The organism is Caulobacter sp. CCG-8, assembly GCF_037402475.1.
Taxonomy (GTDB): Bacteria; Pseudomonadota; Alphaproteobacteria; order Caulobacterales; family Caulobacteraceae; genus Caulobacter.
Genome location: NZ_JBBEUD010000005.1, coordinates 49,129 through 74,605, shown reverse-complemented (window position 1 = coordinate 74,605; position 25,477 = coordinate 49,129). Strand labels below are relative to the sequence as shown.

General features: G+C 69.1%; 18 protein-coding genes. 10 read left to right on the top strand and 8 right to left on the bottom strand.

What is annotated here, in order from left to right:
* Positions 1–1,401 (top strand): ATP-binding protein, encoded by a 1,401-nt coding sequence (locus WAE60_RS05995; protein WP_337685405.1) that lies wholly within the window; start codon positions 1–3, stop codon positions 1,399–1,401.
* On the opposite strand, the gene WAE60_RS05990 is transcribed toward WAE60_RS05995, so the two are convergent.
* The 5 genes from WAE60_RS05990 to WAE60_RS05970 form a co-directional block, all read right to left on the bottom strand.
* A complete protein-coding gene (locus tag WAE60_RS05990) occupies positions 1,346–4,372 on the bottom strand; it encodes a DUF4982 domain-containing protein (RefSeq protein WP_337685404.1) in 3,027 nt (1,008 codons plus the stop codon). The two genes, WAE60_RS05995 and WAE60_RS05990, sit on opposite strands and share 56 nt — an antisense overlap.
* A gap of 389 nt (positions 4,373–4,761) precedes the next feature.
* Positions 4,762–5,595 (bottom strand): rhamnogalacturonan acetylesterase, encoded by an 834-nt coding sequence (locus WAE60_RS05985; RefSeq protein WP_337685403.1) that lies wholly within the window; start codon positions 5,593–5,595, stop codon positions 4,762–4,764.
* Complete coding sequence (gene lldD / locus WAE60_RS05980; RefSeq protein WP_337685402.1) at positions 5,592–6,734, bottom strand: FMN-dependent L-lactate dehydrogenase LldD; 1,143 nt, start codon at positions 6,732–6,734, stop codon at positions 5,592–5,594. Before lldD ends, WAE60_RS05985 begins: the two co-directional genes overlap by 4 nt.
* A gap of 4 nt (positions 6,735–6,738) precedes the next feature.
* Positions 6,739–7,500, bottom strand: coding sequence for an SDR family NAD(P)-dependent oxidoreductase (locus tag WAE60_RS05975; RefSeq protein ID WP_337685401.1), 762 nt, complete (start codon positions 7,498–7,500; stop codon positions 6,739–6,741).
* Positions 7,501–7,528: 28 nt separating this feature from the next.
* Positions 7,529–8,326 carry an IclR family transcriptional regulator gene (locus WAE60_RS05970; protein WP_029907047.1) on the bottom strand — a complete coding sequence of 266 codons (798 nt, stop codon included), beginning with the start codon at positions 8,324–8,326 and terminating at the stop codon, positions 7,529–7,531.
* A 265-nt stretch (positions 8,327–8,591) separates the two neighbouring features.
* On the opposite strand from WAE60_RS05970, the gene rhmD reads away from it, so the two are divergent.
* The 8 genes from rhmD (at position 8,592) to WAE60_RS05930 (ending at position 19,414) form a co-directional block, all read left to right on the top strand.
* Positions 8,592–9,770: an L-rhamnonate dehydratase gene (gene rhmD / locus WAE60_RS05965; protein ID WP_029907046.1), complete on the top strand. Its 1,179-nt coding sequence runs from the start codon at positions 8,592–8,594 to the stop codon at positions 9,768–9,770.
* Between the two features lie 21 nt (positions 9,771–9,791).
* Positions 9,792–10,655, top strand: a complete 864-nt coding sequence (locus WAE60_RS05960; protein ID WP_029907045.1) for a fumarylacetoacetate hydrolase family protein — start codon at positions 9,792–9,794, stop codon at positions 10,653–10,655.
* The gene (locus WAE60_RS05955; protein WP_029907044.1) at positions 10,652–11,419 is read left to right on the top strand and encodes an SDR family NAD(P)-dependent oxidoreductase; all 768 of its coding nucleotides are present in this window, start codon (positions 10,652–10,654) and stop codon (positions 11,417–11,419) included. The genes WAE60_RS05960 and WAE60_RS05955 overlap by 4 nt, the downstream gene beginning before the upstream one ends.
* Before the next feature lie 14 nt (positions 11,420–11,433).
* Entirely contained in the window at positions 11,434–12,351 is a 918-nt protein-coding gene (locus tag WAE60_RS05950; RefSeq protein ID WP_337685400.1) for an amidohydrolase family protein, read from the top strand.
* A gap of 34 nt (positions 12,352–12,385) precedes the next feature.
* Positions 12,386–12,715 carry an L-rhamnose mutarotase gene (gene rhaM / locus WAE60_RS05945; protein ID WP_337685399.1) on the top strand — a complete coding sequence of 110 codons (330 nt, stop codon included), beginning with the start codon at positions 12,386–12,388 and terminating at the stop codon, positions 12,713–12,715.
* Positions 12,716–12,717: 2 nt separating this feature from the next.
* Positions 12,718–16,509, top strand: coding sequence for a beta-galactosidase (locus WAE60_RS05940; protein WP_337685398.1), 3,792 nt, complete (start codon positions 12,718–12,720; stop codon positions 16,507–16,509).
* A 45-nt stretch (positions 16,510–16,554) separates the two neighbouring features.
* Positions 16,555–17,664, top strand: a complete 1,110-nt coding sequence (locus tag WAE60_RS05935) for a glycoside hydrolase family 88 protein (protein WP_337685397.1) — start codon at positions 16,555–16,557, stop codon at positions 17,662–17,664.
* Positions 17,665–17,836: 172 nt separating this feature from the next.
* Positions 17,837–19,414: an MFS transporter gene (locus WAE60_RS05930; protein ID WP_029907039.1), complete on the top strand. Its 1,578-nt coding sequence runs from the start codon at positions 17,837–17,839 to the stop codon at positions 19,412–19,414.
* 135 nt (positions 19,415–19,549) lie between these two features.
* Here the strand turns inward: WAE60_RS05930 and WAE60_RS05925 are convergent, their stop codons facing one another.
* Together WAE60_RS05925 and WAE60_RS05920 are read right to left on the bottom strand one after the other, a co-directional pair.
* Positions 19,550–19,888: a YciI family protein gene (locus WAE60_RS05925; RefSeq protein WP_337685396.1), complete on the bottom strand. Its 339-nt coding sequence runs from the start codon at positions 19,886–19,888 to the stop codon at positions 19,550–19,552.
* A 64-nt stretch (positions 19,889–19,952) separates the two neighbouring features.
* Complete coding sequence (locus tag WAE60_RS05920) at positions 19,953–21,002, bottom strand: aspartate-semialdehyde dehydrogenase (protein WP_337685395.1); 1,050 nt, start codon at positions 21,000–21,002, stop codon at positions 19,953–19,955.
* Positions 21,003–21,324: 322 nt separating this feature from the next.
* On the opposite strand from WAE60_RS05920, the gene WAE60_RS05915 reads away from it, so the two are divergent.
* Complete coding sequence (locus WAE60_RS05915; protein ID WP_337685394.1) at positions 21,325–23,349, top strand: amylo-alpha-1,6-glucosidase; 2,025 nt, start codon at positions 21,325–21,327, stop codon at positions 23,347–23,349.
* Between the two features lie 50 nt (positions 23,350–23,399).
* Here the strand turns inward: WAE60_RS05915 and WAE60_RS05910 are convergent, their stop codons facing one another.
* A complete protein-coding gene (locus tag WAE60_RS05910; RefSeq protein WP_337685393.1) occupies positions 23,400–25,475 on the bottom strand; it encodes a glycoside hydrolase 43 family protein in 2,076 nt (691 codons plus the stop codon).
* Positions 25,476–25,477 lie beyond the last annotated feature (2 nt).

Here is a 25,477-nt window from a genome sequence, read left to right as displayed (position 1 = left end):
ATGATGCTGTCCGACAACCTCTCCACGCGCATGACGGCCATCCTGCTGGCCGGGCTGGCGGTCATGCTGGTGATCGGGGCCGCCCTGCTGGTCTGGCCGCAGGGGCGGGGCGAAGGCGGCGTGCGCTTCTACCAGTTGCCCCGGCCGTCCGAGGCCCGGGCCATCGTCGAGGCGGTCGAGGCCAGCCCGCCGTCGGCCCGGCCCAAGGTGGTCAAGGCGCTGGACACCGGCGTCATCCGCACCACCCTGGAGACCGATTTCCTGCCCGTGCCGTTGCGGGCCCGGGTCGCCGACGCGGGCGATCCCGGTTATCGGGCCTATCGCCAGGCGCTGGGCGAGCGGGACCTGCGGATCGACATCCGGCGCGGCGGCCGGCTGCGCCAGGACGCCCTGCCCGGCCGCCAGGCCCTGCGGCTGTCGGTGCGGCTGGCCGACGGCGAGGTGCTGGTGCTGCGCCGTCGCGCCCCTGAGACGGCGCGGCAATTCTTCAGCCGGGTCTCCCTCGCCGCCGCCGCCCTGCTGGTCGTCACCCTGCTGATGCTGGTCCTGGCGGTGCGCCAGACCACCCAGCCGGTCAGCCATCTGGCCCGCGAGGTCGCGCGGTTCGGCGACGACCTGGACGCCAAGGCCCTGCCGTTGCGGGGGCCGCGCGAGCTGCGCGAACTGTCCGCGGCCTTCAACACGATGCAGGGCCGGATACGAGGGCTGATGGACGAACGCACGCGGATGCTGGCGGCCATCGCCCACGACCTGCGCACCTACCTGACCCGTCTGACCCTGCGCGCCGAGTTCATCGCCGACGACGCCCAGCGCGCCAAGGCCGGGAGCGACCTGGCCGAGATGTCCCAGTTGCTGGACGACACCCTGCTGTTCGCCCGCCAGGACGCCGGACGCTGCGACGGCGCGCGATCGATCGACGTCCGCCAGGAACTCGAGACCCTGGTCGCGTTGCGCCTCGAGATGGGCCAGGCGGTGCTGCTGGCGCCCGAAGCGGCCGGCGCGGCCTGGGCCTCGCCCCTGGCCGTGCGTCGCATGGTCGACAACCTGATCGACAACGCCGCCCGCTACGGCGGGGCGGTGACGGTCGACGCCCGTCCCCTCGGCCGCCGCGTCGAGATCATGGTGCTGGACGACGGGCCGGGGCTCCCGGTCGAGATGCTGGAGACCATCACCGCTCCGTTCGAACGCGGCGAGGCCTCGCGTAACCGGCGCACAGGCGGCGCGGGCCTGGGCCTGTCGATCGTCCAGGCCCTGGCCAAGGGCGAGGGCGGCCGCCTGACCCTCGCCAACCGCCCCGAAGGCGGGCTGGCGGCGACGATCGAGCTGCCTTCGGGACCACCGCGCCCTAGAGCCCCCGATAGACCTCGGCCTCGATCACCCCCAGTGCGCCGCCGGTCTTGACCTTCTCCGCGCCCGTATCCAGCCCCGCCCGGGCCCCGGTGATCTCGACGATCTTGCCGAAGGCGTCGCGGTCCTCGGTGGGTCCGGTCAGGGCGATGCGCAGCTTGCGGCCCGCGGGGGCGGCCTTCAGCGGCAGGGTGACATAGCCCAGGCTCTTGGGGGCCACGCCCTCGTAGACGACCCGGCCGTCCAGGGTGATGCGCAGCGGATAGGCGCGCAGGCGCCAGCCGATCAGTTTCAGCGTCACCTCGTCCACCCGCTGGGGCTGGGCGTACTGGAACTCGAGCCAGGCGTCGGACAGCCGGCCGTCGCTGGCCCAGTGGGTGGTCTCGTCGTCGTCCGTGGCCTTCCCGACGTCGGCGGCGTTGGAGCCGGCGACCACCGCGGCGGCCTTCAGGGCCACGCGGCGGACCTTGTAGGACGGGGTGGCGGGCGTCGGGCCGCGCGATAGGTCCACGGGCGGCAGCGGCGCCTCGGCCGGCGGCGGGGCGACGTCGAGGGTCAGGCTGGCGGGCTTCAGCCCCTCGGCCGCGGCGGTGACGACGACCTTGCCGGCCGCCAGGGTGGAGCGCAGGGCCACGCGGTTGATCCCGGCCTCGATCGGCAAGGTCTTCGAGCCGATGAAGTTGTCGTCGCCGCGATTGGTCCCCTCGTAGTGGGTCACCGCGTCCTTGCCGGCCGCCTGGGTGACGACGTTCACCGCCGGACCGGCGACCTCGACCGGCTTCCTGCCGGTGGAGTCGCCCTGGGCGATGCCGCCCCGCCACTCGGCCGGACCCGACAGGTCGAACTTCACCAGGTCCAGCGCCGTCGGCACGCGCCGCCCCTGCGCATCCACCGCCTCGACGTCGACCAGGGCGATGTCGGACGCGTCGGCCCGCCAGCCCGAGGGACCGGCGTGCGGGGTCAGGCGCAGGGCCACGGCGGGACCGGTGGTGACCCGCTCGTCGGTCGAGACCACCTTGCCACGGGCGTCGCGGCCGATCGCCTTCAGCGTCCCCGGCGACCAGGCGACCTTGGCGAAGGTGAACAGGAAGCCGTCCGACTTCACGCCCTTCCCAAGCGACTTGCCGTTCAGCAGCAGTTCGACGCTGTCGGCGCTGGAGACGACCGTCACGTCCTTCACTGTCCCGGGCGCGTAGTTCCAGTGGCCGACGATGTGGCTGCGGGGATGCTCGACATCGACCCAGCCGTCCCACATGACCTGGTGGACGTAGAAGGCGTCCTTGGGCAGGCGCATGGCGTCCACCTCGCCGCTGCGGCGATAGTTGTTGTCGCCCCGGAAGTGGGTGTTGCTGTCGGTGAAGCCGATGTTCACGCCGCCCGAGCTGACGCGATCCCCGCCGCCCGGGCGTTCGCGCCAGTAATCGTACCAGCGGCGCACCGCCTCGGCGGAATAGCTGTCCTGGTTGCGGTTGTAGTTGGGGCTGTTGGCGTGGAACGGCGGGGTCAGCTCGTCCTGGAACTTCCGCGCCGCCTCGTCGCGCATGTATTCCATGGCCCAGACGGGCTTGGTCGCGCTCTTGTTGATGTAGAGCATCTCGCCCCCGTATTCGGCTGCCTTGCTGTCGAGCATCTCGCGCGAGCCGATGGCGCGGCCGCCGCGCGGATCGAATTGGTCGCGCACGGCCTTCAGCTCCGCCATGTGCTCTTCGCTGATGTTCTCGTTGCCGCCCTCGTAGAACAGGACCGAAGGGTTGTTGCGGAAGGCGACCACCGCGTCGCGCATCACCTCGACCCGCTGCTCCCACCGGCGGCCGGTCACGTCGCCCTCGGCGTCGCCGGCCGGCAGGGCCTGCATCAGGCCCACGCGATCGGCCGAGTCGATGTCCTGGCGGGACGGCGTCACGTGCATCCAGCGCACCAGGTTGCCGTTGCTCTGCACCATCAGTCGGTTGGAGAAGTCGCTGACCCACGGCGGCGCGTCCGGGCCCAGGGCGGGCCATTCGTTGGTGCTGCGCTGGGCGTAGCCGTGGACTTGGATGACCCGGTCGTTGAGATAGATCATCCCGTTCCGGAACTCGGTCTTGCGGAAGCCCGTGCGGGTGGTCACCGCGTCGACGCTGGCGCCGTCCTCCACCAGCTCGGTGCTCACGGTGTAGAGATAGCCGTAGCCCCAGCTCCAGAAGTGCAGGCCCGTCAGCGGCGACTGGGCCGAGACGGTGCGGGTCTCGCCGGGCGCCAGGGTGACCGTCGGGCCCTCGAAGGCGCCGGCCGGCTTGCCGTCGACGTCGCGCAGGCTGACCCGGTACTTGAACGTGCGCGGGCGGCCGGAGTCGTTGCGCACCTGGGACTCGGCGTGGACGGTCGCCGCCCCGCGCCGGATGTCGAACCGGTCGGCCCAGACGTAGACGCCGGTCGTCCCCAGGCTGGAATAGAACGGCAGGGTCTGGTGCAGGCCGTCGGTCAGGTGCAGGCGCACCGCCCGGTTCACGCCGCCGTAGTTGGCGTTGAAGTTCTTGTTGTTCCACTGGAAGGCGCTGCCGGTGGCGCGCTCCTTGTAGGTCCAGCTGTTGTCGACCCGCACGGCGACGACGTTGACGAAGGGCGCGGGCTTCAGCTGGGCGGTGGCGTCGACGGCGAAGCCCGAGACACCGTTCTCGTGGCCGCCCACGCGCACGCCGTTCACATAGACGTCGGCCGCCTGGCGCACGCCGTCGAAGGCCAGGAACGCCTTGCCGCCCGGGTCGGCGCCGGCGGGCAGGACGAAGCGCTTGCGATACCAGATCACCGCTTCCTTCTGGTCGGTGCTGGCGTCGCGGAAGGCCTGGTCCTCGTTGAAGGCGCGCGGCAGGGTGACCGGGGTCCAGGCCGCGTCGTCGAGGTCGGCCTTCTCGGCGCCGGCGATCTCGCCCGTCGTCATGCGCCAGCCGTCGTTGAAGAACCGGTCGATACGCGGCGCGGCGGTCGATGCGCCGGCCAGGCAGGCGGCGACCAGGCCGCCCAGGATCGATCCCGCTACGTGTCGCATGGTGGCGCCTCCAAATTGGCCAGGCCACTTTGAGCCTTTATCCACCTGTGGCTTGACATCGCGCCTGCTGTCAAGCATTCTCATTATATCGGATGATGTTCCATATTATGGAACTTTAGCCGTCGGGATCTGAACCTCGGTTCCGTCCCTCCCCACACACGGACTCGCCCGCTCTTCCCCCCATCCGGGCCAGCGGGGCGCCACTTCAGGCGTCCCGCTTTTCTTTTGCTTCCCTCTCGCCTTCGGTCATCCCGGCGAATGCCGGGACCCAGATGGAATGGTTTTGAAGCGGGTTCCTCGAACTCGGAGCGTACCCAGCCCGACACACCGCCATGGGATCTGGGTCCCGGCATTCGCCGGGATGAGCGGATCAATGAGGGCTTAAGCCGCTACCGCCCCAGACAGCGCGGGCCGCCGAGGATCGGCTGCACGCCGGTCGAGGCGGGATGCACATAGGCCGAGACCGGCAGGTCCAGGAACGCCAGCCGCCCCGCCACCAGCGACGCGGCCAGGCGCGCCCCGCCCTCGTTGATGTGGGTGGTGTCGCTGTTGCCGTTCGGGTAGCGCGCGACGTGGTCCTGGGGCGTGTAGATCAGGTAGAGGCGGCGCGAGGCCGGCTCGCCCAAGGCCTGCTGGGCGCCCATCATGTCGGCGTCCAGGTCGATCAGCGGCGTCTTGGTGGCCTTGGCCACGGCCCGCACCGCCAGGGCGTAGGCGCCGTGGGTCTCCTGGACCTTGTCGTCGAGGAACACATGCTTGGCGATCGGGGTCACCAGGACAGGCCGGCCGCCCTTGGCCCGCACGTCGGCGACGAAGCGGGTCAGGTTGGCGGTGTAGGCGCCCTGGGGGTCGGTGAAGCGGACGATCTTCACGCGGTCGGCGTCGTTGTGGCCGAACTGGATCAGCACCGTGTCGCCGGGCTGGAGCTTGGCCAGCAGGCCGTCCCACAGGCCTTCCTCGATGAAGGTCTTGGTCGAGCGACCGCCGCGCGCCAGGTTCACCACCTCGACGCGGGGGTCCAGCGAGCACTTCAGCACCATGCCCCAGCCCATCTGTGGATAGGCCGAGGCGCCGTAGTTGGCGGCGGTGGAGTCGCTGGCGATCAGGATGCGGGCGACCGGCGCTTCCATGGCCGCCGGCGGGGGCACGTCCGTGAGGTCGGGCTTCGGGGCGCCGGGCGCGGTCTGCAGCGCCAGGGCCGCGACGAGGGCCAGCACGCTCATCGGTCCACCTTGGCCAGGATCGAGCTGTCGATCTGATCCAGGGTGTTGACGCCGGTCAGGGCCATGGCCACGCGCATCTCCTTCTCGATCAGGTCCAGCAGTTGGGTCACGCCCAGCCCGCCGCGCGCGGCCAGGGCGTAGACGAAGGCCCGGCCCAGCAGCACGCCCTTGGCGCCCAAGGCCAGCATCCGCACCACGTCCAGGCCCGAGCGCACGCCGCTGTCGGCCAGGACGGTCAGGCGGTCGCCCACGGCGTCGGCGATGGCCGGCAGGGCGCGGGCCGAGGACAGCACGCCGTCCAGCTGCCGCCCGCCGTGGTTGGACACCACGATGCCGTCGGCGCCGATGTCGGCGGCGGCCTTGGCGTCTTCCGGATCGAGCACGCCCTTGATGATCAGCGGGCCCTTCCACTGGTCGCGGATCCAGTCGAGGTCCTTCCACTGGATGGAGGGATCGAAATTGGCCCCCAGCCAGCCCATGAAGTCCTCGAGGCCCGAGTTCGCGCCCAGCACCGGGGCGACATTGCCCAGGGTGTGGGGCCGGCCCATGACGCCCACGTCCCAGGCCCAGGCGGGCTTGAACATCGCCTGCATCAGCCGCCGCGCGGCGGCGTTGGGACCGCTCATGCCGGAATGGGCGTCGCGATAGCGGGCGCCGGGCACGGGCATGTCGACGGTGAACACCAGGGCCGTAGCCCCGGCGTCGGCGGCGCGGGCCAGCAGGTCGCGCATGAAGGCCCGGTCGCGCAGCACGTAGAGCTGGAACCAGATCGGCGTCGGGCTGGCCCTGGACACCTCCTGCAGGTCGCAGACCGAGACGGTCGACAGGCAGAACGGCACGCCCTTGGCGGCGGCGGCCTTGGCCGCCTGGCACTCGCCGCGCCGCGCGTACATTCCCGTCAGCCCCACCGGGGCCAGGGCGACCGGCAGGGCCTGGTAGTGGCCGAACAGGGTGGTCGAGGTGTCGACCTGGGAGACGTCCTTCAGCACCCGCTGGCGCAGGGAAAGGTCGGCCAGGTCCGAGACGTTGCGGCCCAGGGTCCGCTCGGCATAGGCGCCGCCGTCGATATAGTCGAACAGGAAGCGGGGCAGCTTGCGCCGCGCCGCCTCCCGGAAGTCCGTGGTGGACGAGACGATCACGGGGCTACTGCAGGTTCACGAACGCGCCGCCGTCGACCAGCAGGGCCGCGCCGGTCACGTACTTGGCCAGGTCCGAGGCCAGGAAGACGATCGGCCCGGCCAGGTCGTCGGGCTCGCCCAGGCGGCCCAGCGGGATGCGGCCGGCCATGTATTCGCGCTTGGCGACGTCGGCCAGGTCTTCCTTGTTGATCGCCGTCTCGATGGTGCCCGGCAGCACCGAGTTGCAGCGGATGCCGTACTTGCCCAGGGCGATGGCGGTCGACTGCATCAGGCTGTGCACGCCGGCCTTGGTCGGGGTGTAGTGGGTCTGCATGCCGCCGCCGACCAGGGCGCTGATCGAGCTGACGGCGATGATCGCGCCGCCGTCGCCTTGGCGGACCATCTGGTTGGCCGCCGCCTGCACCATGTAGTAGGCGCCGAACAGATTGACCTTCATCGTCCGCTCCATGACCTCGGGCGGCATGTCGAGGAAGGCGTGGAAGGGGCAGATGCCGGCGTTGTTGACGAAGACGTCGACCCGGCCGAACGCCTTGACGGCGGCGTCCACGAACGACGCGGCGGTCTCGACCTGGGCCACGTCGCCCTTCACGGCGATGGCCCGGCGGCCCAGGGCCTCGATCTGCGCCACGGCGTCGGCCGCGCCGGCCTCGTCGGAATGGTAGTTGATCGCCACGTCCGCGCCGTGCTGGGCGCAGCCGATGGCGGCCGCCTTGCCGATCCCCTGCGAGGCGCCGGTCACCAGCACCACCTTGTCCTTCAGAAGCATCGTTCCTCCACTGAACTCTACGGACGACCTACCGCTTGGCGGGCGTCCTCTTCTCGTTCCATCCCAGCTCGACGCCGATGGCGTTGGCGCAGTCACGCACCGTCGTGGTCAGGTCCTTCATGCGCGCGTCGTCCATGTACTGGGCCGCGCCGGAGACGCTGATGGCCGCGACGATGGCGCCGCTGGGGCCGCGGATCGGGGCGGCGACGCAGCGGATGCGGTCCTCGTTCTCCTCGAGGTCGAAGGCCACGCCCTTCTTGGCGTAGTCGCGCATCCAGGCGATCCACTGCTCTTCGTCGGGACCGTGCGCCGAGCGCGGGCCTTCCTTGCGATAGAGCTCGCGCCAGCGCTCCTCGGTGTCGTCCAGCACCAGGGCCTTGCCCAGGCCCGTCGAGCGGATCGGCTGGCGATCGCCCACGCGCGAGGAGATGTTGATCCGGCGGCGGCCCGTCAGCTTGTCCAGATAGTGGGCGCGGTCGTCTTCCAGGACGCCCAGGTGGACCGTGTCCTCCAGCTCGTCCCACAGCTTTTCCAGATACGGGCGGGCCACGCGGGGCAGGTCCATCTGCTGGCCGGCCAGGTAGCCCAGCTCCAGCAGCTTGGAGCCGAGGCTGTAGCCTTCGCGCGGGGTCTGGGCCAGCAGGCGGCGCTCGACCAGGGCCGTGGCCAGGCGGTGAGTCGTGCTGCGGGTCAGGCCCAGGCGCTGGGCCAGGGCGGGCAGGCCGATGGTGCCGGAGTCCGCGACCACGTCCAGCAGGTCCAGGCCCCGGAAGAGCGTCTGGCTGCCGCTGGGCGCCTTGCCGTTCGCACTATCATCCTTGGCCACCGGTTCGGCTCCCCTTGACGCGTCACGTTTCATTTTGTAGCACTCTCTCTCATAATATGGTACCTAGCGCAAGCGGCGAAGGCGACGATCCGGTCACCAAAAGTCGGCGCGCGCCACCGTGTCATAGGACGTCTCCGGGGAGGTAGGCGCGGCCGCTCAAGGTTTCGCCAAGCATGTCGAAGGCCTTAGCCTCACGATACGCCCTTCTCTTCCTTTAAGTAGATCGCTTCCTCTTAGGAAGTGTGGGCTGGAGCTGGTTTTTCCCATGCCGTTTCCCCTCATCCGGCAAGTTCGGGCCTATGTCGTGCGTGGCGGCGGGGCCGACTATCACGATCAGGGCGAAGGCCACTGGATCGACGACCACATCGCCACCCCGATGTCGCGCTATCCGGAATACCGCCAGAGCCGCCAGAGCTTCGGCATCAACGTGCTGGGCACGCTGGTCGTCGAGATCGAGGCCGCCGACGGCACGGTCGGCTTCGCGGTGACCACCGGCGGCGAGCCGGCCGCCTACATCGTCGAGAAGCACCTGGCCCGCTTCCTGGAAGGCCGCGACCCGACCGAGGTCGAGAAGATCTGGGACCAGATGTATTTCTCGACCCAGTACTACGGCCGCAAGGGCCTGGTCGTGAACGCCCTGTCGGGCGTCGACCTGGCGCTGTGGGACCTGCTGGGCAAGCTGCGCCAGGAGCCCGTCTACCACCTGCTGGGCGGCAAGGTCCGCGACGAGCTGACCTTCTACGCCACGGGCGCGCGTCCGGACCTGGCCAAGAAGATGGGCTTCATCGGCGGCAAGATGCCCCTGCACCACGGCCCGGCCGAGGGCGAGGAAGGCCTGCGCAAGAACCTCGAAGAACTGGCCACGATGCGCGAGCGCTGCGGCGAGGACTTCTGGCTGATGTTCGACTGCTGGATGGCGCTGGACCTGAACTACGCCACCAAGCTGGCCCACAAGGCCCACGAGTACGGCCTGAAGTGGATCGAGGAAGCGCTCAGCCCCGACGACTACTGGGGCTATCGCGACCTGAAGAAGAACGCCCCCAAGGGCATGCTGGTCACCACCGGCGAGCACGAGGCCACCCGCTGGGGCTTCCGCATGCTGCTGGAGATGGAGTGCTGCGACATCATCCAGCCCGACGTCGGCTGGTGCGGCGGCATGACCGAGCTGGTGAAGATCTCGAACCTGGCCGACAGCCGCGGCGTGCTGTGCATCCCGCACGGCTCGAGCGTCTACAGCTACCACTTCGTGGTCACCCGCCATAACAGCCCGTTCGCCGAATTCCTGATGATGGCCCCGAAGGCCGACGAGGTGGTGCCGATGTTCCACCCGCAGCTGATCGGCGAGCCCGTGCCGGTGAACGGCAAGCTGAAACTCTCCGACGCCCCCGGCTTCGGCGTCGAACTCAATCGCGAGGTCGGTCTGCACCGGCCTTACGCCCGCTGATCTCCTCGAAAGCGTAGACCCATGAAACTGCTTCGTTACGGCCCCCGCGGCGCCGAAAAGCCCGGCCTCCTCGACGCCGACGGCCAGATCCGCGACCTGTCCGGCGTCGTCGCCGACATCACCGGCGCCGAGCTGTCGCCCGCCAGCCTGAAGAAGCTGGCCGCGATCGATCCCAAGTCGCTGCCGCTGGTCGAGGGCTCGCCCCGCTACGGCGTGCCGGTCAAGGGCGTCTCCAAGTTCATCGCCGTGGGCCTGAACTTCGCCGACCACGCCGCCGAGTCGAACCTGCCGATCCCCGAGGAGCCGGTGCTGTTCACCAAGGCCGTCAGCTGCCTGACCGGCCCGAACGACCCGGTGATGATCCCCAAGGGCTCGCTGAAGACCGACTGGGAAGTCGAGCTGGGCGTCGTGATGGGTTCGCGCGCTTCGTACGTCTCCGAGGCCGAGGCCCTGGACCACGTCGCCGGCTACGTGCTGATCAACGACGTCTCCGAGCGCGCCTTCCAGATCGAGCGCGGCGGCACCTGGGACAAGGGCAAGGGTTGCGACACCTTCGGCCCGGTCGGCCCGTGGATGGTCACCTCGGACGAGGTGGGCGACCCGCAGAACCTCGGCATGTGGCTGGACGTCAACGGCCAGCGCAAGCAGGACGGCTCGTCCAAGACCATGATCTTCCCGATCAGCAAGCTGGTCTCGTACATCAGCGAGTTCATGACGCTGGAGCCGGGCGACCTGATCACCACCGGCACGCCTCCGGGCGTCGGCATGGGCCAGAAGCCCGAGCCCGTCTATCTCAAAGCCGGCGACGAGATCCGCCTGGGCATCGAGAAGCTGGGCGAGCAGCGCCAGATCGTCGTGGCCTGGTCCAAGGAAGGCGTCGCGTGAGCACCGTCTCCTCCCCCAAGGTCTATCCGAACCGCTTCGCCGGCCGCGTCGCGGTGATCACGGGCGGCGCCTCGGGCCTGGGCAAGGCCGTGGCCGCGCGCATCGTCGCCGAGGGCGGCCAGGTCTCGCTGTGGGACGTGGACGCCGAGGGCCTGAAGGCCGCCGCCGCCGAGGTGGGCGCCAAGCACACCGTCGCCCTGGACGTCTCGGACGAAGCGGCCGTCCTGGCCGCCGGCCAGGCCGCCAATGCGGCCCTGGGCCGCGTCGACATCCTGGTCGCCTCGGCCGGCATCACCGGGGCCACGGCCACCGTGTACGAGTATCCGACCGACAGCTGGAAGCGCGTCTTCGACATCAACGTCAACGGCGTCTTCTACTGCTGCAAGGCCCTGGCGCCGTTCATGATCGCCCAGGGCTACGGCCGCATCGTCAACGTCGCCTCGGTGGCGGGCAAGGAAGGCAACCCCAACGCCGGCGCCTATTCGGCGTCGAAGGCGGCGGTGATCGGCCTGACCAAATCGCTGGGCAAGGAGCTGGCCACCAAGGGCGTGATCGCCAACAGCCTGACCCCGGCCACCTTCGAGAGCCCGATCCTGGAGCAGCTGCCCCAGAGCCAGGTCGAGTACATGAAGGGCAAGATCCCGATGGGCCGCCTGGGCGAAGTCCACGAGAGCGCGGCCATGGTCTGCTTCATGGCCAGCGAGGAGTGCAGCTTCACCACCGCCTCGACCTTCGACACCTCCGGCGGCCGCACGACCTTCTAGGAAAGAGCGGAGCGATGACCTATCTCGGCCCGATCATCGACCCGCACATGCACCTGTGGGACCTGGACCGGCATTACTACAGCTGGCTCCAGGACACCCCGCTGCCGAACAATCCGGCCGGCGACATGTCGCCGATCGCCTACAAGTCCTACGGGCTGGACGACTACCTGGCCGACACCGCCGGCTGGAACGTCGTCCAGACCGTCCACGTCGAATGCGGCCTGCCGCCCAAGGACCAGCTGTCGGAGACCGACTGGCTGCAGGGCCTGGCCGACACGCGCGGCGTGATCGGCGGGATCGTCTGCGGGGCCAACCTTGACGATCCGGGCGTCGAGCCTCTGCTCGAAGCCCAGGCGTCGCGGACCAACGTCCGGGGCGTGCGCCAGATCGTCAACTGGCACAAGGACCCGGCCAAGACCTACGGCCCGACCGACCTGCTGCTGAACGACCAGTGGCGCAAGGGCTACGCCCTGCTGGCCAGGTACGGCCTGTCGTTCGACCTGCAGCTCTATCCCTCGCAGATGGCGGCCGCCGCCGAGCTGGCCGCCGCCCATCCCGACATCCCGGTGATCGTCAACCACGCCGGCATGCCCACCGACCGCGACGACGCCGGCCTGGCGACCTGGCGCGACGGCCTGGCCCTGCTGGCCCAGCGGCCGAACGTCAGCTGCAAGATCTCGGGCCTGGCCATGATCGACCGGACCTGGACGACCGACAGCCTGCGGCCCTTCGTGCTGCGGGTGATCGAGACCTTCGGCCCCAACCGCTGCATGTTCGCCAGCAACTTCCCGGTCGAGAAGGTGCACGGGTCGTTCGGCGGCTTCTACGAGGCCTATGACGCGATCACCGCCGGCTTCGGCGAGGCCGAGCGGGCCCTGCTGTTCGGCGGCACGGCCAGCCGGATCTACCGCCTGCCGCCGCCCACCACCTGAACGCGAACGACAAGACAAGAAACGGGAGGACACGATGAGCAACCAGGACCGGCCCCTCGCCTTCCGCATGCAGCTCAAGCCCGGCGTCGCCGCCGAATACGAGCGCCGTCACGACGAGCTGTGGCCCGACCTGGCCGCCGCCCTGCGCGAGGCGGGCATCCACGACTATTCGATCTTCCTGGACGAAGGGACCATGAGCCTCTTCGCCGTGCTGCGCCTGCGCCCCGACAACAAGAAGGACGCTCTGCCGCTGCAGCCGGTGATGAAGCGCTGGTGGGACTACATGGCCGACCTGATGGAGGTCCATCCGGACAACAAGCCGGTGGAATGGCCGCTGAAACCCGTCTTCTACTTCGGGGGCTGAGGATGCCTCGCCCTCTCCTCCCCGTTCTCGGACTGACGGCCGCCCTGCTGGCGACCTCGGCGCTCGCCGAGCCCGTGCGCTACACGATGACGGCGTTCACCAACGCCAGCCAGTCGAACATGAGCGTCTACGACTCGGCGGACGGGACGCGCTTCACCCCGAAGAAGCCGCTGGCCTACACCCCGCCCAAGGGGCTGATCCGCGATCCCAGCGTGATGAAGCATTCGGACGGCTGGTACTACGTCGCCTACACTACCGGCTGGGCCGGCGACACGATCGGCCTGGCCCGCAGCAAGGACCTGACCGACTGGACCTTCCTGCGCGACGTGAAGGTCGAGGTCCCGGGCGCGACCAATAGCTGGGCGCCGGAGTGGTTCGTCGACCAGGACGGTTCGGTGAACCTGATCCTGTCGGTCTCGACCACCGGCCAGCAGGGCTCGTTCCAGCCCTACCGGATCGTCGCCGCCGACGCCTCGCTCGCCGCCTGGAGCGCGCCGAAACCGCTGTCGGGCCTGGGCCCCAACTTCATCGACACCTTCGTGGTGCGCGAGGGCGGGCTCTACAACGCCTTCGCCAAGAACGAGACCAGCAAGTTCGTCGAGCTGTGGACCGCCCCCTCGCTGGACGGGCCGTGGCAGGCCAAGGGGACCGGCGACTGGGCCGGCTGGGGCAAGTTCCTGGAGGGGCCCGCCCTGACCCGCACGCCGGACGGCGCGTGGCGGATCTATTTCGACGAGTACATGTCCAAGCGGTATTGGTGGTCGGACAGCAAGGACGGCTTCCGCACCTGGACGCCCAAGACCGAGCTGCCCGAACTGTCGGGGACCGTGCGCCACTTCACGGTGCTGAAGGAGGGCGGCGAGACCGCCGTCGCGGCCAAGCCCGGCTCGCCGGCCATTGGGGCCCACCAGATCACCTGGGACAAGTACTCGCTGAAGGTCGACGGCCAGCGCATCTACTCGTGGGGCGGCGAGTTCCATCCCTTCCGCGTGCCCAGCCCCGACCTGTGGCGCGACATCCTCCAGAAGATGAAGGCCAGCGGCTACAACACGGTCGCGATCTATTTCGACTGGGGCTACCACTCGCCGAAACAGGGGGTCTACGACTTCAACGGCGTGCGCGACATGGATCGCGTGCTGACCATGGCGAAGGAGGAAGGCCTCTACGTCATCACCCGCGCCGGGCCCTACGTGAACGCCGAGCTGACGCGCGGCGGCTTCCCGGGCTGGATGGTCAACCAGCAGGCCCGCGCCCGCACCGACGCGCCGGAATATCTGACCGCCGCCGACGAGTGGCTGACCCAGATCAACGCCGTCATCGCCCGCCACCAGCTGACCACCGGCGGCGGCACGGTCATCGCCCACCAGATCGAGAACGAGCTGGACGTCGTCGGCGCGCCGCAGCAGCGCTACATGAAGTGGCTGGACGACAAGGCCAAGGCCGACGGCATCACCGTCCCGATCTTCCACAACGACAAGGGCCGCAACGGCTACTGGGTCCCCAAGGGCTCGAACGTGCCGGGCACGGTCGAGGGCCCCAACGACCTCTACGCCTTCGACGGCTATCCGGGCGGCAGCTGCAAGGTCGACTCCACGCCGTCGTCGCCGGGCGTCGCGCCGGACTGGGGCCTGTACGGTCCCGGCGGGGCCAAGGGCGGCGCCTCGGCCAGCCCCAACACCCCCGGCTTCCTGGCCGAGTTCGGCGGCGGCTGGTTCGACTACTGGGGCAGCAACGGCGACTACGACTGCACCGCCATCCATCGCGGCGTCGGCTACCAGCGGGTGTTCTACGGCACGAACATCGCCAACGGCCTGACGCTGCAGAGCTTCTACATGACCTATGGCGGGACCAGCTGGGGCTGGCTGCCGGCCCCGGTGGTGTTCACGTCCTACGACTACGGCTCGGCGATCGACGAGGCCCGGGGCCTGCGCGACAAGGCCCGGGTGATGAAGCAGATGGGCGAGTTCATCGCCGCCGTGCCCGACCTGACCCGCATGGACAAGGGCGAGGCCGTGACCCCGTCCAACGACAAGGTCCGCGTCTATCACAACGTCAACGCCGAGACCGGAAGCCACCTCTATGTGGTGGTCCACAATCCCAGCAGCGCCACGGGCGACGAGGCCTTCACCTTCAAGCTGAAGACCCGCGACGGCGAGTACGTGGTCCCCTCGCGGATCAAGGGTCAGGACAGCAAGCTGCTGATGGCGTCCTACGACCTGGGCGGCCAGCGGCTGGTCTATTCGACGTCCGAGATCCAGACGCGCCTGAAATGGAACGACGGCGACCTGGCGCTGCTCTACGGCCGCGCCGGCGAGGCGGGCGAGACGGTGCTGCGTTACACGTCCGCCCCCAAGGTCGAGGTGCTGGACGGCGACGTGGCTTCGGCCTTCGACGCCGCCAAGGGCGACCTGAAGCTGACCTATGAACACAAGGGCCTGGCCCGCGTGCGGATCGTCGGCGGCGGCCGTCCGCCCCTGACTCTGCTGCTGGTCGACGCCGAGACCGGCCAGACCTTCTGGCGCCGCGACGACCTGCTGATCCGCGGTCCAGGCCTGGTGCGCGGCGAGGCGATCAAGGGCGGCGTGCTGAGCCTGACCGGCGACACCGAGGCCGACAGCCCGCTGGAGGTCTTCGCGCCCAAGGCCGTGAGCGCGATCCGCTGGAACGGCGCCAAGGTCGCGACCAGGACCACCGCCTCGGGCAGCCTGCTGGCCGACAAGCCGCTGGCCGGTCCGGCGGCGATCGCCCTCCCCGACCTGGCCCAGCTGACCTGGAAGACCGCGCCCGGTTCGCCCGAGGCCGATCCCAAGTTCGACGACAGCGCGTGGCTGAAGGCCGAGGGCCGCCGCAGCGGCTCGACCGTGCGCGGTCCCACGGGGCAACCGGTGCTCGACATGAGCGCCTACGGCTTCCACCAGGGCGACGTCTGGTATCGCGGCCGCTACACGGCCAAGGCTGGGTCCGACGTTGGCATCGACACCCTGACCCTGCACTACGGCGGCGGTGGGGCGGGCATGCTGCAGGTCTGGCTGGACGGCCGGTTCCTGGGCCAGCACGAGCTGGACGGCGGCCTGCCGCGCCCGATCACCACGGGCGTCGCCACCTTCAAGCTGCCTGAGGACCTGCGCGGAACCGGCGAGCACGTGATCTCGGTGATGGTCCGCAACAACGGCCACAACTGGGACCTGGACGCCGACGACTTCCACAAGGAGGCTCGCGGCCTGGTCTCGGCCTCGCTGTCGGGTCCCGGCTCCTACAGCTTCGCCGTGCCGATCGCCTGGAAGGTCCAGGGCAACCTGGGCGGCGAGGACATCCAGGACCCGGTGCGCGGCAACGCCAACAACGGCGGCCAGTACGGCGAGCGAATGGGCTGGCACCTGCCGGGCTTCCCGGACGCCGCCTGGGCCAAGGCCGACATGGCGGCGACCCAGCCCTACGCCGGCACGACCTGGTACCGCACCAGCTTCGACCTGGCCCTGCCCAAGGACCAGGACACCACCCTGGGCCTGACCATCGGCGATCCGGACAAGCCGCGCTCGCCGGGCCGCTACCGGGTGCTGATCTTCGTCAACGGCTGGAACATGGGCCAGTTCATCGCCAATGTCGGCCCGCAGCGGACCTTCGTCCTGCCCAACGGGATCATCGATCCGCACGGCAAGAACACCATCGCCCTGGCGGTGACCAGCGACGGCGCCCCCGGCGACGCCCTGGAGGAAGTGAAGCTAGTAAGACTGCGCACGGTGCGCGGCGGCCTCCCCGTCGCCCGCGTGCCCGCGCCCGATTTCAAACCCTGAGACCCGGCGCTCCCCCGCCGCTTTCGACTGATACTGGAGACTATCGTGCCCAATCTCGCTCACGGCCTCGAGGCCAAGGACATCAAGGCCAAGATCGCCCTGCTGATCAGCAACCTGGTCGACATCCAGGACGAGACGGGCGAGTTCCTGCTGCGCCTGGACGACGGCCGCGTCATCGACACCAAGGGCTGGAACGACTGGGAGTGGACCCACGGCGTGGGCCTGTACGGCCTGTGGAAGCAGTACGAGATGACCGCCGACCCGTGGGCGCTCGAGATCATGACCCAGTGGTTCGCCGACCGCTTCGAGGCCGGCACCCCGACCAAGAACATCAACACGGTCTCGCCGTTCCTGACCCTGGCCTACCTCTACGAAGCCACCGGCGACCACACCTACCTGCCGTATCTGGAGACCTGGGCCGACTACGTCATGTACGAGGGCCCGCGCACCGAGGAAGGCGGCTTCCAGCACATCGTCTTCAACAGCGAGAACCCCCAGCAGCTGTGGGACGACACGCTGATGATGAGCGTCCTGCCCCTGGCCAAGATCGGCCTGCTGCTGGGCCGCGACGACTTCGTCGAGGAGGCCAAGCGCCAGTTCATGGTGCACGTGAAGTACCTGGCCGACCGCAAGACCGGTATGTGGTTCCACGGCTGGACGTTCGAGGGCCGGCATAACTTCGCCGACGCCCTGTGGGCGCGCGGCAACTGCTGGGTGACGATCGCCATCCCGGAGTTCATCGAGCTGCTGGACCTCAAGCCCGGCGACGCCCTGCGCGACTTCCTGATCGACACGCTGGAAGCCCAGATCAAGGCCCTGGCCCGCTACCAGGACGCCGAGACAGGCCTCTGGCACACCCTGGTCGACGACAAGACCTCGTACCTGGAAGCCTCGGCCACGGCCGGCTTCGCCTACGGCGTGCTGAAGGCCGTGCGCAAGCGCTACGTCTCCAAGGACTACCAGGAGATGGGCATCAGGGCGCTGAAGGGCGTGCTGGCCAATATCGACGACAAGGGCGAGCTGCAGCAGGTGTCGTTCGGCACCCCGGTGTTCGACACCCTGCAGGGCTACAAGGACATCCCGCTGACCTCGATGCCGTACGGCCAGTCCCTGGCCATCCTGGCCCTGGGCGAGTTCCAGCGGGCCTTCATCTAGAACCTTCTTTCTAACCGCTCATCCCCGCGAAGGCGGGGACCCAAGCTGAGCCTACCGAGTGCGTGCTGGAAACTCGGCTTGGACCCCCGCCTTCGCGGGGATGAACGGATGAGGGAGGCAAGGAAATCCAAGGTCCGTCAGAGGCCTTTGAACATTTGGGAATGAGATGCTGATGGCGACGTCGGAACCGCGCAAACCCTCCTGGGTCACGTATTGGAGCTGGGGTTCCGGCGACATGCTGGGGGCCGGGGCCCAGGCGGTCATCACCGGCTGGCTGGCCTATTTCTTCATCACCTTCTGCGGGCTGTCGGCGGTCGAGACGGGCCTGATCCTGGGCCTTCCGCGCCTGCTGGAAGCGATCACCTGCCCGCTGATCGGCTATGTCTCCGACAACCTGCGCCACACCTGGGTCGGCCGGCGCATCGGCCGGCGCAAGATCTTCCTGATCCTGACCATTCCGCTGCTGCCCTGCTTCGCCCTGATCTTCGTGACGGGCCAGACCTTCCTCTACTACCTGGTCACCTTCGTCTTCTTCGAGTTCCTGTACACGATGTTCCTGATCCCGTGGGAAACCCTCGCGGCGGAAATGACCAAGGATTACAAAGAGAAGGCCAAGTTCGCGGGCGTGCGGATGCTGATCGCCCAGAGCTCGGCGATCCTGGCCTCGTACCTGCCGACCCTGATCATCAACCACTTCGGCGGCAAGGACTCGTCCGGCACCTTCCTGATCATGGCCGCGATCTTCGGCGGCCTGTTCAGCCTGGTCGTGCTGCTGGTGGTGCTGTTCACTTGGGAACGGCCCTACACCGAGGCCGAGAAGCTGATCCAGCCCGAGCCGCTGGACTGGGAGAAGGCGGCGCTGATCCCGATCAACATGTTCCGCGACCTGTTCTCGACCCTGCGCATCAAGGCCTTCCGCCAGCACCTGTCGCTCTATCTGGGCGGCTATATCTCGCAGGACATCTTCAACACCGCCTTCCCGCTGTTCGTGGCCACGGTGATGATGGGAGCCACCCTGGTGATCTCCCAGCTGATGACCACCATGTACGTCGCCCAGCTGATCTCGGTGATGATCGCCATCAACGTGGTCATCCGCACCGGCCCCACGGCCGCCTACCGCATGGCCATCAGTTTCGTGGGCGCGGCCCTGCTGCTGTTCCTGGCCTTCTACCTGATCCGGCCGGCGGGCTTCGCCGAGGGCCTGACGGCGCTGGGCGGCAACCTGTTCGGCGGCGGCGCCTCGCCGACCGTGCTGTTCTGGCTGTTCGTGCCGATCATCCTGGCGGGTCTGGGCCGTGGAACGCTGAACTTCGTGCCTTGGAGCGTCTACAACTACCTGCCCGACGTTGACGAGGCGGTGACCGGCCAGCGTCGCGAGGGCATCTTCGCCGGGGTGATGACCTTCGTGCGCAAGATCGCCCAGTCGGGGGCCATCGTCGCCACCACCTCGCTGATCGGCCTGGGCGGCTTCGTGTCGCCCGACAAGGCCCATCCCGGCGCGACTGTGGTCCAGTCTCCCGAGGCGGTGCGCGCCGTGGTGCTGGTGATGGTCGCCGGTCCGATCCTGGTCATGCTGTGGGGCCTGTGGGTCTCGTGGTCGTTCCGCCTCAACGCCCGCACCCACGAGGTTCTGATCCACGAGGTCGAGCGCCTGCGCGCCGGCGAGACCCAGGCTGAAAGCCCGGAGTCCAAGGCGATCGTCGAGAACCTGACCGGCTGGAAGTTCGAACGGCTGTGGGGGCGGGGGTAGATCGCAAAAGCGGTTGTCATCCCGGAAGCCTCGCAGAGGCTGTCCGGGACCCAGGGGACTGGGCAAATGCGGTGCGGCTGCTCTGGGTCGCGGACAAGCGCTGCGCGCTTTCCGGGAAGACAACGAAAGAAGCGCCTAGCCCTGACCGGGGATCGGCAGCTGCTCCATGATCTCCACCGAGTCCCCGGGGAAGATCGCGAAGTGGGGATGGTTCTCGAACATCTGCGCGGCCGCCTCGTGGGAGTCGGCCTCGACGATGACGTAGCCGGCGACCTTGTTGCGGATGTCGGTGACGCCGTCCTTGCCGGTCTTCTTGGTCTTGCCCAGCGGACCGCCGGTCACCAGCACGGACTCGGCGTGGTCGGTCATCCACTGGCCCCAGGCGGCCATGCCCCGTTCGATCTCGGCCGGGTCCATCGCGCCGGGGTCCATCGGGGTGTCGGAGCCCATGTAGAGGGCTAGAAAGATCGCCATCGCCGTCTCTCCTCCAGGGCCGCCCATCGGCCGGGGGCGAGCATAGCCCGCCCCCGCGCCAGGACTAGCCTCGGCGAGCGAGCAGCACCTCGGCCACCTGCACGGCGTTCAGGGCCGCGCCCTTGCGCAGGTTGTCGGCGCTGACGAACAGGGCCAGGCCGTGCTCGACGGTCGGGTCGACCCGCACCCGGCCCACGAAGACCGGGTCCTGGCCGGTGGCCTCCAGCGGGTTCGGCACGGCCGTCACCACCACGCCCGGCGCGACGCCCAGCAGGTCCACGGCCTGCTGCGGCGACAGCGGTCGTTCGAACTCGGCGTTGATCGACAGCGAGTGGCCCGAATAGACCGGCACCCGCACGCAGGTGCCCGAGACCGGCAGGCCGGGGATCTCGAGGATCTTGCGGCTCTCGTCGCGCAGCTTGGTCTCTTCCTCGGTGTAGCCGTCCTCGCCCAGCACGTAATTCAGGGCCACCACGTTGTAGGCGATCGGCACGGCCCACTTCTTCGGCGCGGGCAGGTCGGCGGCCTGGCCGTCTCGGGCCAGGGCCACGCCGTCCTCGGCCCCCGCGCGGATCTGGCCCTCCAGCTCCTCGATGCCCGCGACGCCGCCGCCCGACACCGCCTGGTAGGTCGAGACCACCAGGCGCTTGAGGCCCGCGGCCTCGTGCAGCGGCCGCAGCACCGGCATGGCGGCCATGGTGGTGCAGTTGGGGTTGGCGACGATGCCCTTGGGGATCACGTCCAGGGCGTGGGGGTTCACCTCGGCCACCACCAGCGGCACGTCGGGGTCGGAGCGGAAGGCCGAGGAGTTGTCGATCACGACCGCGCCCGCCGCGGCGACCTTCGGCGCCAGGGCGCGCGAGGTGTCGCCGCCGGCCGAGAAGAACACGATGTCCAGGCCGGCGTAGTCGGCGGCGGCGGCGTCCTCGACCACGATCTCCCGGCCGCCGAACGCCAGCTTGCTCCCGGCCGAGCGGGCCGAGGCGAACAGGCGCAGGGACTTCATCGGGAAGTTCCGCTCGGCCAGCAGGGCCCGCATCATCTCGCCGACGAGGCCGGTCGCGCCGACGATGCCGACGGCGGGCGGATTGGAAGAGGAAAAGGTCTGGCTCACGGTGTTGCGTCTCCTGAAGGTGCAGAGGCGCGGGGGTGTCTGCCGGTCTGGGAAAGACGGGGCCCCGCGCATCGGCGGGGCTGGTCCGGGGCGTCGCGGCTTAGGCCGCGCACACACCCGCACACGCCCCGCCGAGGCGGGTCGTTTTGCGGGTAATGATTTTGGTCGCGGTCGCGGACATGGCGCAGCTCTCTAGGGGCGAACGGCGCCGATGTAAACCGCCTCCGTCGTCGCGACCGACGGCCGGTCGGTTGGGGCTGGCGGCGCGCGCCAAATCCCGCATAAATACTCAGACAAAATAACGAGACGGGGAGAACGGGCGATGCGGATGGCGGGACTGTGCCTGGCGGCGGCCTTGCTGGCGACCACCGCCCTCTCGCCAGGAACCGGGCGAACCGCCCCCTCGCCCCGCCTCGACGCCCACGCCGTCGCCTCGGCCCGCTTCGGCGCCGACGCGGCCTGGTACGAGGACAACATCCCGCTGTTCGAATCCTCGGACCAGAGGCTGGACCAGATCTACTACTACCGCTGGAGCGTCTTCCGCGCCCACCAGCGCGACCTGGGCCCGCGGGGCTACATCACCACCGAGTTCCTCGACGACGTCGGCTGGCAGCGCTGGCCCTACGCCAGCCTCAACGACGCCACGGGCTTCCATATCCAGGAGGGCCGCTGGCTGCGCGACCGCCGCTACGCCGGCGACTATATCGACTTCATGTACGAGGGCGGCGGCAACGACCGCCACTTCGCCGAGGCCATCGCCGACGCCACGTACGCCCGCTACCTGGTCGACGGCGACCAGGCGGCCGCCACGCGCCACCTGGCGGCGATGAAGCACATCTACGCCCTGTGGGACGACCACTACGACTTCGACAAGAAGCTGTACTGGATCGAGCCGCTGCTGGACGCCACCGAATATACGATCAGCTCGATCGACGCCTCGGGCGGCAAGGACGGCTTCACCGGCGGCCACGCCTTCCGCCCCTCGATCAACAGCTACATGTACGCCAACGCCAAGGCGATCAGCCGCCTCTCGGCCCTGACCGGCGACACGGCGGCGGCGGCCGACTACGAGGCCCGAGCCCAGTCCCTGAAGACGCAGGTTCAGAAGAGCCTGTGGAACGACGGCTTCGCGCACTTCGTCGACCGCCACCGGATCAACAACGACCATGTGAAGTACTGGGACCCGATCCGCGGCCGCGAACTGGTCGGCTACGTGCCCTGGACCTTCGGCCTGCCCGACGACACGCCCGCCTACGCCCAGGCCTGGAAGCACGCGGTCGATCCCGACGAACTGGCCGGGCCCTTCGGCCTGCGCACGGTGGAGCCGTCGTACGAATACTACATGCGCCAGTACCGCTACGAGGGGACCGCGCCGGAGTGCCAATGGAACGGGCCGGTCTGGCCGTTCCAGACCACCCAGGTGCTGACGGGCCTGGCCAACCTGCTGAACGACTACAGGCAGGACGTGGTCGCCCGCGCCGACTACGCCCGCCTGCTGGCCCAGTACACCGCCCTGCACTACCAGGACGGCAAGCCGGACCTGGAGGAGGACTACGACCCCGCCACCGGCAAGCCGATCGTCGGCCTGGCCCGCAGCCACCACTATAATCACTCCGGCTATGTGGACCTGATGATCACCGGCCTGGTCGGCCTGCGCCCGCGCGCCGACGACGTGCTGGAGGTCAATCCGCTGGCCCCGACCGACCCGGCCGATCCGCACTTCCTGAAGTACTTCCGCCTGCAGGACGTGGCCTATCACGGGCGGCTGGTGACCATCGCCTGGGACGCCGACGGCGCGCGCTACGGCCGCCAGGGGCTGGTGATCAGCGTCGACGGCCAGGAGGTGGCGGCTTCGCCGACCTTGGCGCGGCTGACCGTCCCCCTCGCCCGCAAGGCCCCCGCCCCGATCGCTCGGCCGATCGACCTGGCGGTCAATCTGGTGCGCTCGGACTATCCGCGCGGTTCGGCCTCGTCCGGCGCCGATCCCAAGACCGTGCACCAGGCCCTGGACGGGCGGGTGTGGTTCTTCCCGGAGATGGCCAACGGCTGGTCGCCGGGGGCGGGCGTGGGCAAGGCCTGGTTCGAGGTCGACTTCGGCAAGCCGACGTCGGTGGCCGCCGCCGAACTCAGCTTCTTCGCCGACGACAAGGCCCTGGCCGCCCCGGCCCGCTATCGGCTGGAGGCGTGGAGGGACGGCAAATGGGTGGAGGTCGCCAAGTCCGCCACGCCGTCGGCCAACGGCGTCGACAGGACGACCTGGGCGCCGGTGACGGCCGGCAAGCTGCGGGCGGTGTTCGACCTGGCGCCCGGCAAGGACATGCGGCTGGTCGAGATGAAGGTGTTCTGAGCGCCCTCACCTTCCCCCGCTCATCCCAGCGAATGCCGGGATGAGCGGAGTCAGGGTGACGGCGTGAGCGCAGCGGACCAGCTCAGCCGCGCCCCGTCGGCGCCGTCCGATCGCGGCCCCGGGCTCAGGCTGGTGATCGCCCCCTGCTTCAGGTCCAGCGTCAGGAACCGGTTGGTTTCGAGGGACATCAGCACGAGGTCTCCGGTCGGCGTCTCGATCCACTGGAACGCGCGCGCCTGGAGGCTCGGACGCCGATCCAGCCTCACCGCGCCGTCGGGAGCGACCGAGACGAAGTCCTGCCCGACCTTCAGCGCCACGCGCCCCTGCCCCAGGTCGACGACCGAGAAGGTCGAAGGGGCGCCGATCGCCAACCGCCCGTCGACGACGCTCAGGCCAAGCGAGGACCCCAGCGCCGCGAACCGGACCGAGCCGCCGAACGGAATGGGCCTCATCAGCCCCTTGGGGTTCGGCTCGTGGACCGTGACGCTGTCGAAGTCGGCGTGACCGCCGTCCACGCCCTTGGCGTTGTAGGCGAACAGCGCGTAACGCACGCCCTGGAAGGTGCGGAGCGAGAAGACCGTGGTGAAGACCGCGCCGATCGGCGTGAAGGTCACGCCGTCGGTCGAATAGCTGAGCTGGGCCTTTTCCGTCAGGAAATCGCAGTCGGCGCGCAGCCAGACCCGGCTCCCCGCCAGCGGCGTCGACACCTTCGCTCCGGTCGACTTGTCGAACTGGACCAGCGCCAGGTCCTTGCCCGCGCGCTCCACGCCGATCCAGGCATAGGGCATGTCCAGCAGCGCCAGGCCCGCGATGTCGCCGTCCTTCAGGCCCGCGGCGTCCAGGACGACAGTCGGCTGCGATCGCGGCCCGATCGCCCGCTGGGTCAGGCTGTTGCGGGCTTCCCAGAACGAGGCCGCCGGCAGGGTGCGGAGGCGCAGGAAGCCGGGCCGCTCCGTGAGCGACCAGTGCGTGTCATCCGGGACGTGGTTCCATTGCCAGACGGGCTTCAGCCGCGCCCCGTCGAACGTATCGCTCCGCTCATAGGGAGCCCGGATCGGCGAGGCCGCGTCGGTCTTCGGCTTGACCCAGGTCCGGGGCGTGCGCCCCAGGTTTCCCGGCAGACCGAAATAGGGCCAGCCGTCCTTCCAGGTGACCGGCGAGAGCGCGACGAGGCGGCCGACCGAATTGTAGTCGAGCATGGAAAAGCCCCACCACTCGCCCTTCGGCGTCCGCACCACGCCGCCCTGGTGCAGCGACATGCGGCCGCGCGGTTCGGGATTGGGCGCGACGAGATCGAAGCCGGGGCCGTTCGGGTCTTTCAGGCGGTAGCCTTCGGCCAGCCCGAAATCCTCGTCGATGCTGATGGCCTTGTTGACCTCCCAGGGGCCGGCGAGGCTGTCGGCGCGGGCGGCGGGCATGCGCATGCGACCGTCCCACCAGGCGCTGATGATGAAGTAGCGGCCGTCGATCTTGTAGAGGTGCGAGCCCTCCCCCATCCCCGCGTCGCGATCGAACAGGGTGCGCTCGGTGCCGGCGACGATGTCGGTCAGGTCGGCGTTCATCTGGCCGATCTTCAGATCGCGATAGCCCCAGACGACCCAGGCCTTTCCGTCATCGTCGAACAGCACCGACAGGTCGTGGAACGACCGCTTCATCCGGCGATGGGTCCACGGGCCGCGCGGGTCGGCGGCGGTGAAGACCTGGGTCGTCTCGCCGTTGACGTTGGAGAAGATGTAGAAGACGCCGTCGTGATAGCGGAAGCTGGGCGCCCAGATTCCGCGCCCGTAGACGTCGCCGCCCTGCAGGCGATAGGCCGGTCCGAGATCCAGCTTGTCGACGGCGTAGGACAGGAACTCCCAGTTCACCAGGTCCTTGGACCGCAGGACGGGCAGGCCCGGCATGGCGTGCATGGTCGTGCCGGTCATGTAGAAGTCGTCCCCGACGCGGATCAGGTCGGGGTCGGAAAACTCGTCGTAGAAGATCGGGTTGGTGAAGGTCCCGTCGCCATTGTCGGCCGTCCAGGTGGCCTGGCCCCAGGCAGGCGCGGCGGCGGCGGCGAACAGCGCCGCGCAGGACAGCAAGGCCGCCAAGCCGGAAACGCGGGCGACCGCGGAGGCCTTGCTCATGG

Excerpts from the sequence above, each read along its gene's own strand:
- WAE60_RS05995 (WP_337685405.1), top strand. The coding sequence starts at position 1 with ATGATGCTGTCCGACAACCTCTCCACGCGCATGACGGCCATCCTGCTG.
- WAE60_RS05990 (WP_337685404.1), bottom strand. The coding sequence starts at position 4,372 with ATGCGACACGTAGCGGGATCGATCCTGGGCGGCCTGGTCGCCGCCTGC.
- WAE60_RS05985 (WP_337685403.1), bottom strand. The coding sequence starts at position 5,595 with ATGAGCGTGCTGGCCCTCGTCGCGGCCCTGGCGCTGCAGACCGCGCCC.
- WAE60_RS05975 (WP_337685401.1), bottom strand. The coding sequence starts at position 7,500 with ATGCTTCTGAAGGACAAGGTGGTGCTGGTGACCGGCGCCTCGCAGGGG.
- rhmD (WP_029907046.1), top strand. The coding sequence starts at position 8,592 with ATGCCGTTTCCCCTCATCCGGCAAGTTCGGGCCTATGTCGTGCGTGGC.
- WAE60_RS05960 (WP_029907045.1), top strand. The coding sequence starts at position 9,792 with ATGAAACTGCTTCGTTACGGCCCCCGCGGCGCCGAAAAGCCCGGCCTC.
- WAE60_RS05950 (WP_337685400.1), top strand. The coding sequence starts at position 11,434 with ATGACCTATCTCGGCCCGATCATCGACCCGCACATGCACCTGTGGGAC.
- rhaM (WP_337685399.1), top strand. The coding sequence starts at position 12,386 with ATGAGCAACCAGGACCGGCCCCTCGCCTTCCGCATGCAGCTCAAGCCC.
- WAE60_RS05940 (WP_337685398.1), top strand. The coding sequence starts at position 12,718 with ATGCCTCGCCCTCTCCTCCCCGTTCTCGGACTGACGGCCGCCCTGCTG.
- WAE60_RS05930 (WP_029907039.1), top strand. The coding sequence starts at position 17,837 with ATGGCGACGTCGGAACCGCGCAAACCCTCCTGGGTCACGTATTGGAGC.
- WAE60_RS05925 (WP_337685396.1), bottom strand. The coding sequence starts at position 19,888 with ATGGCGATCTTTCTAGCCCTCTACATGGGCTCCGACACCCCGATGGAC.
- WAE60_RS05915 (WP_337685394.1), top strand. The coding sequence starts at position 21,325 with ATGCGGATGGCGGGACTGTGCCTGGCGGCGGCCTTGCTGGCGACCACC.
- WAE60_RS05910 (WP_337685393.1), bottom strand. The coding sequence starts at position 25,475 with ATGAGCAAGGCCTCCGCGGTCGCCCGCGTTTCCGGCTTGGCGGCCTTG.